This is a genomic window from Microbacterium sp. KNMS (genome assembly GCF_053851835.1).
Genome location: NZ_JBSQBP010000042.1, coordinates 1 through 10063 on the forward strand (window position 1 = coordinate 1; position 10063 = coordinate 10063).

Here is a 10063-nt window from a genome sequence, read left to right on the forward strand (position 1 = left end):
CCACCAGCGTGGGGCTGGGTGTTGGTTGTATGTGTCGAGAGAGCGCGGTCTTTTGTTTCCCCCCCCCCCCCCCCCCCCCCCCGCTTCCGGGTGCGCGGTTTCAGACCGTGCGGTTCATCTCCCGGCTGATGGCCTCCGCGGCCTCGAGGAGGAGCGGCACGGCGCGCTCGCCGAACGCCTCGTCGACCCGGGTCTGCGGGCCGGAGACCGAGACGGCCGTCGGCGTGGGGGCGTTCGGGATCGGCACGGCGTAGCAGCGCACGCCGATCTCCTGCTCGTTGTCATCGATCGAGTAGCCGCGCTCGCGGATGAGCGACAGGTGCGAGACGAGCTCCTCGGGGTCGCCGATGCTGTGCTCGGTCGCGCGGGGCATCCCGACCCGCGACACGATCGACCGCACGGTCGGCTCGTCGAGCTGCGACAGGATCGCCTTGCCCACGCCCGTGTCGTGCGTGTGGGCGCGTCGCCCGATCTCGGTGAACATCCGCACCGAGTGCGGCGACGGCACCTGCGCGACGTACAGGACCATGTCGCCGTCGAGCACCGCGAGGTTGGCGGTCTCCTGCAGCCGGCCGACGAGGTCGGCGAGGTACGGCTCCGCGATCTGCCCGAGCTGGCGGTTGGCACCGTCGCCGAGGCGGATGAGGCGGGGCCCGAGCGCGTAGCGGCGGTTGGGCAGCTGGCGGACGTACCCGCGCCCCACGAGCGTGCGCAGGAGGCGGTGGATGGTCGGCGGCGGCAGCTCCGTGCGGTTCGCGAGCTCCGACAGCGTCTGCGTGCCGCCCGCGTCCGCCATGAGGTCGAGCAGCTCGAAGGCGCGCTCGACGGACTGCACGCCGCCTGTGGTGCGTTCGGTCATGGGATCTCCTCCAGTTGCGGCCGGTCCGCACTTCGTTCTACAATCATTCCACAAGGCAGAAGCAAAACTCCACTTCGTGGAAAAACGGCTCTCGTCTCCGAGTCCGCACAATCGACGTGCGGGCCCCGCCGATCAAGGAGGATCCTATGGCCAACCCGAGCCCCGGGTATTCGATCACCGTCCGCGTCCAGGCGCCCTCGAGCTACCAGGTCACGAGCGAGCTCGCCGCCGCGGTCGGCGCCGCGGGAGCTCAGGTGACCGCGCTCGATGTCGTCGAGTCGCACGCCGACCGCATGGTCGTCGACGTGACCGCCAACACCTCGTCGCCCGATCACGCCGACCAGGTCGCCGACGCGATCCGCGCGATCGAGGGCGTCGCGGTCGAGCACGTGAGCGACCGCACGTTCCTCATCCACCTGGGCGGCAAGCTCGAGGTCGTGCCCAAGGTCGAGCTGCGCAACCGCGACGACCTGTCCCGCGCCTACACGCCGGGTGTCGCGCGCGTCTGCCTCGCCATCGCCGATGACGAGAAGCTCGCCCGCAACCTCACGGTCAAGCGCAACACGATCGCGGTCGTCACCGACGGATCGGCTGTGCTCGGCCTGGGCAACATCGGCCCCTCGGCCGCGCTGCCGGTCATGGAGGGCAAGGCGGCCCTGTTCAAGCAGTTCGCCGACGTCGACGCCTGGCCCGTGTGCATCGACACGCAGGACACCGACGAGATCGTCAAGATCGTCAAGGCGATCGCTCCCGTCTACGGCGGCGTGAACCTCGAGGACATCGCCGCTCCTCGATGCTTCGAGATCGAGGCCCGCCTGCGCGAGGAGCTCGACATCCCCGTCTTCCACGACGACCAGCACGGCACGGCGATCGTCGTGCTCGCGGCGCTCAACAACGCGCTGCGCGTCGTCGACAAGCGCATCGAGGACATCGAGGTCGTCGTCTCGGGCGTCGGCGCCGCCGGCCACGCGATCATCCAGCTCCTCCTCGCCGCCGGCGTGCGCCGCATTGTGGCGGCCGGCCGCTCGGGCGTCATCTCGCGCGGCGAGGAGTACGCCGACGAGCACCGCCGCTGGATCGCGGAGAACACGAACCAGCAGGGCCTCACCGGCTCGCTCACCGAGGCGGTCGCCGGCGCCGACGTCTTCATCGGCGTCAGCGCGCCGGATGTGCTCACCGAGGAGGCGGTCGCGACGATGGCGCCGCGCTCGATCGTCTTCGCCCTCGCCAACCCCGACCCGGAGATCGATCCGGTCCTCGCCGGACGGCACGCGTCCGTGGTCGCCACGGGCCGCAGCGACTACCCGAACCAGATCAACAACGTGCTCGCGTTCCCCGGAGTGTTCCGCGGGCTGCTCGACGCGGGCGTCAACGACGTGACGACCGAGATGCTCGTCGCGGCGGCGGAGGCCATCAGCCGCAACGTCTCCGACGAGGAGCTCAACGAGAGCTACATCATCCCCAGCGTGTTCGACCGCGACGTCGCGCGCGATGTGGCCGACGCCATCGTCGCCGTCGCCGAGCGCGACCGCGAGCGCGCACACGAGCCCGTCGCCGCCGCGGCGCACTAGGAGAGGAGTACCATCATGTCGATCCAGATCACCGACCCGGCGCCGGTCGCGCGCGCCGAGGAGATCCTCACCCCCGAGGCGCTCGCCTTCGTCGACGCGCTCCACGAGCGCTTCGCCGCGCGTGTGCCGCAGCTGCTCGACCGCCGCCGCGAGCGACGCGACGAGATCGCCCGCACGCACACCCTCGGCTTCCTGCCGGAGACGGCCGACGTGCGCGCCGGCGACTGGCGCGTGCCCGAGCCGCCCGCCGCCATCCGCGACCGCCGTGTCGAGATCACGGGCCCCGCGAGCCCCGCGAAGATGGCGATCAACGCCCTCAACTCGGGGGCCAAGGTGTGGCTCGCCGACCTCGAGGACGCGTCGGCGCCGACGTGGCACAACGTCGTCGACGCGCAGGTCAACCTGAAGGACGCCGCCCGCGGCTCGCTCTCCTACACCGCTCCCGACGGCCGTGCGTACGCGCTGCGGACGGACGCGCCGCTCGCGGTCGTCGTGGTCCGCCCCCGCGGGTGGCACCTGCCGGAGCACAACGTGCGCTGGGACGGCGAGAGCGCGGTCGGCGCGCTCGTCGACTTCGGACTCCACTTCTTCCACAACGCCCGCACCCTCGCCGACGCAGGGCAGGGGCCGTTCTACTACCTCCCGAAGATGGAGAGCCACCTCGAGGCGCGCCTGTGGAACGACGTCTTCACGTACGCCGAGGACGCCCTCGGGATCGAGCCCGGCACCATCCGCGCCACGGTGCTCATCGAGACGATCACGGCCGCGTTCGAGATGGACGAGATCCTCTACGAGCTGCGACCGCACGCGTCGGGTCTCAACGCCGGGCGCTGGGACTACCTGTTCAGCATCATCAAGAACTTCCGCGACGCGGGGGAGGCGTTCACCCTGCCCGACCGCGCGCAGGTGCAGATGACCGCGCCCTTCATGCGCGCGTACACCGAGCTGCTCGTGCAGACGTGCCACAAGCGCGGCGCGTTCGCGATGGGCGGCATGGCCGCGTTCATCCCGAACCGCCGCGAGCCCGAGGTGACCGAGCAGGCCATCGCGAAGGTCCGCGCCGACAAGCTGCGCGAGGCGAACGACGGCTTCGACGGCTCGTGGGTCGCGCACCCCGACCTCGTGCCCGTGTGCCGCGAGGTGTTCGACGAGGTGCTCGGCGAGCGGCCGAATCAGATCGACCGCCAGCGCCCCGACGTGCGCATCGAGGGCCCCGAGCTCCTCGACGTCCGCTCGGCGGGCGGCACGGCGACGCTCGACGGCCTCCGCCTCAACCTCTACGTCGCGGTCGCGTACACGGCCGCCTGGCTCGGAGGCAACGGCGCGGTCGCGATCCACAACCTCATGGAGGACGCGGCGACCGCGGAGATCTCCCGCTCGCAGGTGTGGCAGCAGATCCGCAACGGCGTCACGCTCGACTCGGGCGAGACCGTCACGCGCGATCTCGTCGAGCGCATCCTGGACGAGGAGGTCGAGCGCCTGCGCGGCGAGGTGCCCGGCGACGACTTCGAGCGGCTCTACGTGCCGGCCTCGCGGCTCGTGCGCGACATCGTGCTCTCCGAGGAGTACGCCGACTTCCTGACCAACGGCGCCTACGACGAGGTCGTGGCACGATGACGGCCGCTCGCGCGGTCGAGGTGGCCGGATCGCTCGGCGAGTCGGACTACGCCGAGGCCGACGCCGCGCTCGCCGCGACCGACCGGCTGCTCGTCGAGAGCTATCCCGGCGACACGGGCGCGCGCCAGCCGATCCACACCGTCTACGTCCCCGGCCACCTCTACCGGCCCGGGCTCGCGGGGGAGTGGGGCGCCGCGGCGCTGGAGGCCGTCGAGGCAGCGGGCGGGCTCGGCGCTCTCGTGTTCGACCTCGTCGGAGACGCGGAGGCCGACGTCATCGTCGAGCGCGTCTCGGCGAAGCTGCGCACCGAGCCGATCGAGGATCTCCGGATCGACTTCGAGGACGGCTTCGGCGACCGCGGCGACGAGCAGGAGGACGCCGCCGTGGTCGCCGCGGCGGAGGCGCTCGCCGACGACGTCGCCGCCGGCACCGCGCCGCCGTTCGCGGGCATCCGCTTCAAGTGCTTCGAAGCCCCGACGCGGCGTCGCGGCATCCGCACGCTCGACCTGTTCCTGACGGCCCTCGCGGCGCGCGGCGAGCTCCCCGAGGGGCTCGTCCTCACGCTGCCCAAGGTGACGACGGTCGACCAGGTGCGCACGATGGTCTCGCTCCTCGAGCGCATCGAGGAGCGTCTGGGGCTCGTCCCCGGCCGCCTCGGGTTCGAGGTGCAGGTGGAGACCCCGCAGCTCATCCTCGCCGCTGACGGCACCGCGCCCGTCGCGACGCTGATCCACGCCGGCAAGGGGAGGATCACCGGCCTCCACTACGGCACGTACGACTACTCCGCATCGCTCGGGGTCTCCGCGGCGTACCAGTCGATGGAGCACCCGGCGGCGGATCACGCGAAGGCCGTGATGCAGGTCGCGGTGGCCGGCACGGGCGTCCGCCTCAGCGACGGCTCGACGAACGTCGTGCCGACGGGCGACCCCGAGCGCGTGCGCGACGCGTGGCGTCTGCACGCGCGGCTCGTCCGCCGCTCGCTCGAGCGCGCGTACTACCAGGGCTGGGATCTGCATCCCGCGCACCTGCCGAGCCGCTTCATCGCCAGCTACGCGTTCTTCCGCGACGGCCTGGGCGGCGTCGCCACGCGTCTGCGCGACTACGTCGAGCAGAACTCGGGCGGCTTCCTCGACGAGCCCGCGACCGCGCGAGCGCTCGCCGGATTCCTCGTCCGCGGCGTCCAGTCCGGAGCCGTCACTTCCGAAGAGCTGCGCGAGCGCGTGGGCATCGACGAGCAGGCGCTCGTCGCCCCGGCCCACCCCCGCCGCGCCTGAGAGGACCCCATGCCCATCACCACCCCCACCTACGACTACGCGACGATCGATCCCACGCTGCCGCCGCAGACCGACTCCCTCGGGTCGGCCGCGATCGTCACGGAGGCGTACACCGTCATCCCGCGCAGCGTCATGCGCGACATCGTCGCCAGCGTGCTGCCCGAATGGCGCGGCACCCGCGCCTGGATCCTCAACCGCCCCGTCGCATCGGGTGCGACGACCTTCGCGCAGCTCGTGCTCGAGGTCGAGCCCGGTGGAGGGTCCGACGGGCCCGAGCCCCAGGCCGAGGTCGAGGGCTTCGTCTTCGTCCTCACCGGGTCGGTGTCGGTCGAGGTCGACGGCGAGCGCCACGAGCTCACGCCGGGCGGCTTCGCGTACATCCCCCCGGCCGCGCGCTGGTCGCTGCGCAACGACGGCGGCCAGACGGCCCAGTTCCACTGGTTCCGCAAGCGCTACGAGCGCGTCGAGGGACTCGAGCCCCGCGCGTTCGCGGGGAACGAGCAGCAGATCGAGCCGGCGCCGATGCCCGGCACGGACGGCGCCTGGCGGACGACGCGGCTGTTCGACGTCGAGGACCTCGCCTACGACTTCCACATCACGGTCGTGACGTTCGAGCCCGGTGCGAAGATCCCGTTCCTCGAGACGCACGTCATGGAGCACGGCATCTTCGTCCTCGAGGGCAACGCGGTCTACCGGCTCAACGACGACTGGGTCGAGCTGCAGCCGGGCGACTACTTCTCCCTGCGGGCGTTCTGCCCGCAGGCCTGCTACGCGGGCGGTCCCGGGGTGTTCCGGTACCTGCTCTACAAGGACGTGAACCGTCAGATCACCCTCTGACTCACGGCGCGATGGCCGGGGACCTCGTTGGGGCGGTTCCCGGCCATCGTTGTGTCCGGACGCCGGCGACTGCGGGTTGACGTGCGCCGGGGCCATCCGGTAGATTTCACATATCAGAACTAATCTTCCGGATTATGAAACTAGAAAGGCCGGTCCGATGACGTACACGGTGAACTGCTCGATCCTCCTCACCGAGCTGCCGATCGCCGAGCGCCCTGCCGCCGCGAAGGCCGCGGGCTTCGACGCCGTCGAGTTCTGGTGGCCGTTCGCCGAGGCCGTGCCCGCGCAGGACGAGGTCGACGCCTTCGTCCGCGCGATCGAGGACGCCGGCGTGCAGCTCACGGGGCTCAACTTCTTCGCGGGCGACATGCCCGCCGGCGACCGCGGCCTCGTCTCGTGGCCCGCGCGCTCGCAGGAGTTCCGCGACAACCTCGACGTCGTGACCCGCATCGGCGAGCGTCTCGGCACGCGCGCCTTCAATGCGCTGTACGGCCTCCGCCAGGACGACGCGACGCCCGAGGAGCAGGACGCGCTCGGCGCCGAGAACCTCGCCGCCGCGGCGACCGCCGTCGCCCGCATCGGCGGCACGGTGCTGCTCGAGCCCGTCTCGGGCGCCGACCGCTACCCGCTGCGCACGGCGCAGGACGCGCTCGACGTGATCGCCCGCGTCCCGGCGAGCGCCGGCGAGGTGCGCCTGCTCGCCGACTTCTACCACCTCGCGGTCAACGGCGACGACGTCGCCGCGGTGATCGAGGCGCACGCGGCGCGCTTCGGCCACATCCAGATCGCCGACGCCCCCGGGCGCGGCGAGCCCGGCACGGGCGACCTGCCCCTGCAGCAGTGGATCGACCGCAGCCGCGAGCTCGGCTACGACGGCCCGATCGGGCTCGAGTACAAGGCCACGGGCGACGCCCCGTTCGCCTGGCTCGACGCCGCGGCCGCCCGCAGCTGACCGCTTCCCCCGCACAGACATCTCGGAAAGGCAGATCATGACCAGGATCGCGTTCATCGGACTCGGCATCATGGGCCTCCCCATGGCGAAGAACCTCATCTCGGCCGGCCACGACGTCGTGGGCTTCAACCGCAGCCAGGGCGCCGTCGACGCACTCGTCGAGGCGGGCGGCACCGGTGCCGCGTCGATCGCGGAGGCCGTCGCCGGCGCCGACATCGTCGCCACGATGGTGCCCGACTCGGCCGACGTCGAGGCCGTCGTGGGCGGCTCGGAGGGCGTGTTCGCCCACGCGCAGAAGGGCGCCGTCTGGATCGACTTCTCGAGCATCCGGCCCGACGTCTCGGCGCGACTCGCGGAGGCCGCCGCCGAGGCCGGCCTGCGCGCGCTCGACGCGCCCGTGTCCGGCGGAGAGGCCGGGGCGATCGAGGGCGTGCTCTCGATCATGATCGGCGGCGACGAGGCCGTCGTCGAGGAGGTCCGCCCCGTGCTCGAGGCGGTCGGCAAGACGATCGTCCGCGTCGGTCCCGCCGGCTCGGGCCAGACGGTCAAGGCGGCCAACCAGCTCATCGTCGCCGGCACGATCGAGCTCGTCGCCGAGGCCCTCGTCTTCCTCGAGGCGTACGGCGTCGACACGACGAGTGCCGTCGAGGTGCTCGCGGGCGGCCTCGCCGGTAACCGGATCCTCGATCGCAAGGCCGCGTCGATGATCAAGCGCGAGTTCGAGCCGGGCTTCCGCATCGACCTCCACCACAAGGACATGGGCATCGTCACGAGCGCCGCCCGTGAAGCCGGCGTCCACATCCCGCTCGGCGCCCTCACCGCCCAGCTCATGGGCGCCGCTCGTCAGAAGGGCTACGGGTCGCTCGACCACTCGGGCCTCCTCCTCCTCGTCGAGGAGCTCTCCGGCCGCGCGAGCAAGGCGTAGCCCCACCCCACCTCCCGCAGCGGAAGCGGCCTCGGCCCCCGCGGCGACAAGACCATCAGGAGACCATCATGACCAAGATGCGCGCCGTGGACGCGGCAGTGCTCATCCTCGAGAAGGAGGGCGCCACGCAGGCCTTCGGCCTGCCGGGCGCCGCCATCAACCCCTTCTACTCCGCCATGCGCGCCCACGGCGGCATCCGCCACGTGCTCGCCCGCCACGTCGAGGCGGCGAGCCACATGGCCGAGGGGTACACCCGTGCCGAGCCGGGCAACATCGGCATCTGCATCGGAACGTCCGGCCCCGCCGGAACCGACATGATCACGGGCCTGTACTCGGCATCCGCCGACTCCATCCCGATCCTCTGCATCACGGGCCAGGCGCCGGTCGCCAAGCTCGACAAGGAGGACTTCCAGGCGGTCGACATCGCCTCGATCGCGGCTCCCGTGACGAAGATGGCGAAGACCGTGCTCGAGGCCGGCCAGGTGCCCGGCGTCTTCCAGCAGGCGTTCCACCTCATGCGCTCGGGCCGGCCCGGCCCGGTGCTCATCGACCTCCCGATCGACGTGCAGCTCACCGAGATCGAGTTCGACATCGACCTGTACGAGCCGCTGCCGATCGCGCGCCCCGAGGCCACCCGCGGCCAGCTCGAGGCCGTGCTCGACCTCATCGAGTCGTCCGAGAAGCCCGTGCTCGTCGCGGGCGGCGGCATCATCAACGCCGACGCGTCGGACGACTTCGTCGCGCTCGCCGAGGAGCTCGGCCTTCCCGTCATCCCGACCCTCATGGGCTGGGGCGTCATCCCCGACGACCACGCCCTGCACGCGGGGATGGTGGGCCTGCAGACCCAGCACCGCTACGGCAACGAGAACCTGCTCGCCTCCGACGCCGTGATCGGCATCGGCAACCGCTGGGCGAACCGCCACACGGGTGCCCTCGACGTCTACCGTGCGGGCCGCCGCTTCGTCCACATCGACATCGAGCCCACGCAGATCGGCCGCGTGTTCGCGCCCGACCTCGGCATCGTGTCGGACGCGGGTGCCGCGATCCGCGGACTGCTCGAGCTCGTCCGCGAGCGCAAGGCGGCCGGGTCGCTCCGCGACCGGTTGGCCTGGGTCGCCGAGACGCAGGAGCGCAAGGCGACGCTGCAGCGCAAGACGCACTTCGACAACGTGCCGATCAAGCCGCAGCGCGTGTACCAGGAGATGAACGCCGCCTTCGGCCGCGACGTCCGCTACGTCTCGACGATCGGCCTGTCGCAGATCGCCGGCGCGCAGCTGCTCCACGTGTACCGCCCGCGTCACTGGATCAACTGCGGTCAGGCCGGACCCCTCGGCTGGACGCTGCCCGCGGCGCTCGGCGTCGTGACCGCCGACCCGACGAAGACCGTCGTCGCGCTGTCGGGCGACTACGACTTCCAGTTCCTCATCGAGGAGCTCGCGGTGGGCGCGCAGTTCAAGCTGCCCTACATCCACGTGCTCGTGAACAACTCCTACCTGGGCCTCATCCGCCAGGCGCAGCGCGCGTTCGACATGGACTACCACGTGTCGCTCGCGTTCGACAACGTCAACAGCCCCGAGACCGAGGGCTACGGCGTGGACCACGTCAAGGTGGCCGAGGGCCTCGGCTGCAAGGCGATCCGCGTGCGCGAAGCGGGCGACCTCGCGGGCGCGTTCGAGCAGGCGAAGAAGCTCATGGAGGAGCACCAGGTGCCGGTCGTGGTCGAGGTCATCCTCGAGCGCGTCACCAACATCTCGATGGGCGCCGCGGGCATCGACGCGATCAACGAGTTCGAGGACCTCGCCGAGGGCCCCGAGGACGCGCCGACCGCGACCATCCCGCTGCGTCCGGCCGCCGTCACGGCCTGAGCAGGACGCCCGGAGGACGCGCGTGCGCATCGTCATCGCCCCCGACAAGTTCAAGGGGTCGCTCAGCGCGGAGCAGGTCGCGGAAGCCAGCGCCAAAAGACCGCCCGACAAACTCCCCCACACGGAGGGCTACCCCCCAACCGTCGCCAAAAGAGGAGAAGGG

Annotated in this window: 8 protein-coding genes; 7 read left to right on the forward strand and 1 reads right to left on the reverse strand. The window is 71.4% G+C overall.

Features of this window, described 5'->3' with window-relative positions:
• Window positions 1–100: 100 nt before the first annotated feature.
• On the reverse strand, window positions 101–859 hold the full coding sequence (locus ACWXWW_RS17460) for an IclR family transcriptional regulator (RefSeq protein ID WP_324014201.1): 759 nt from the start codon (window positions 857–859) through the stop codon (window positions 101–103).
• 146 nt (window positions 860–1005) lie between these two features.
• Between ACWXWW_RS17460 and ACWXWW_RS17465 the strand changes: the two genes are divergently transcribed.
• The 7 genes from ACWXWW_RS17465 to gcl all read left to right on the forward strand — a co-directional run bounded on the left by ACWXWW_RS17465 (window position 1006) and on the right by gcl (window position 9900).
• Window positions 1006–2430, forward strand: coding sequence for a malic enzyme-like NAD(P)-binding protein (locus tag ACWXWW_RS17465; protein WP_455971227.1), 1425 nt, complete (start codon window positions 1006–1008; stop codon window positions 2428–2430).
• A 15-nt stretch (window positions 2431–2445) separates the two neighbouring features.
• The gene (gene aceB, locus ACWXWW_RS17470; RefSeq protein ID WP_455971229.1) at window positions 2446–4047 is read left to right on the forward strand and encodes a malate synthase A; all 1602 of its coding nucleotides are present in this window, start codon (window positions 2446–2448) and stop codon (window positions 4045–4047) included.
• A complete protein-coding gene (locus ACWXWW_RS17475; protein ID WP_455971230.1) occupies window positions 4044–5321 on the forward strand; it encodes a DUF6986 family protein in 1278 nt (425 codons plus the stop codon). Before aceB ends, ACWXWW_RS17475 begins: the two co-directional genes overlap by 4 nt.
• Before the next feature lie 9 nt (window positions 5322–5330).
• Window positions 5331–6158: a bifunctional allantoicase/(S)-ureidoglycine aminohydrolase gene (locus tag ACWXWW_RS17480; protein WP_455971232.1), complete on the forward strand. Its 828-nt coding sequence runs from the start codon at window positions 5331–5333 to the stop codon at window positions 6156–6158.
• Window positions 6159–6315: 157 nt separating this feature from the next.
• On the forward strand, window positions 6316–7110 hold the full coding sequence (locus ACWXWW_RS17485) for a hydroxypyruvate isomerase family protein (RefSeq protein WP_282979717.1): 795 nt from the start codon (window positions 6316–6318) through the stop codon (window positions 7108–7110).
• A 37-nt stretch (window positions 7111–7147) separates the two neighbouring features.
• Entirely contained in the window at window positions 7148–8035 is an 888-nt protein-coding gene (locus ACWXWW_RS17490) for a 2-hydroxy-3-oxopropionate reductase (RefSeq protein ID WP_282979716.1), read from the forward strand.
• A gap of 68 nt (window positions 8036–8103) precedes the next feature.
• Complete coding sequence (gene gcl, locus ACWXWW_RS17495) at window positions 8104–9900, forward strand: glyoxylate carboligase (RefSeq protein WP_455971234.1); 1797 nt, start codon at window positions 8104–8106, stop codon at window positions 9898–9900.
• The last annotated feature ends 163 nt before the right edge of the window (window positions 9901–10063 follow it).

Excerpts from the sequence above, each read along its gene's own strand:
- ACWXWW_RS17480 (WP_455971232.1), top strand. The coding sequence starts at position 5,331 with ATGCCCATCACCACCCCCACCTACGACTACGCGACGATCGATCCCACG.
- ACWXWW_RS17460 (WP_324014201.1), bottom strand. The coding sequence starts at position 859 with ATGACCGAACGCACCACAGGCGGCGTGCAGTCCGTCGAGCGCGCCTTC.
- ACWXWW_RS17490 (WP_282979716.1), top strand. The coding sequence starts at position 7,148 with ATGACCAGGATCGCGTTCATCGGACTCGGCATCATGGGCCTCCCCATG.
- ACWXWW_RS17485 (WP_282979717.1), top strand. The coding sequence starts at position 6,316 with ATGACGTACACGGTGAACTGCTCGATCCTCCTCACCGAGCTGCCGATC.
- gcl (WP_455971234.1), top strand. The coding sequence starts at position 8,104 with ATGACCAAGATGCGCGCCGTGGACGCGGCAGTGCTCATCCTCGAGAAG.
- aceB (WP_455971229.1), top strand. The coding sequence starts at position 2,446 with ATGTCGATCCAGATCACCGACCCGGCGCCGGTCGCGCGCGCCGAGGAG.
- ACWXWW_RS17465 (WP_455971227.1), top strand. The coding sequence starts at position 1,006 with ATGGCCAACCCGAGCCCCGGGTATTCGATCACCGTCCGCGTCCAGGCG.
- ACWXWW_RS17475 (WP_455971230.1), top strand. The coding sequence starts at position 4,044 with ATGACGGCCGCTCGCGCGGTCGAGGTGGCCGGATCGCTCGGCGAGTCG.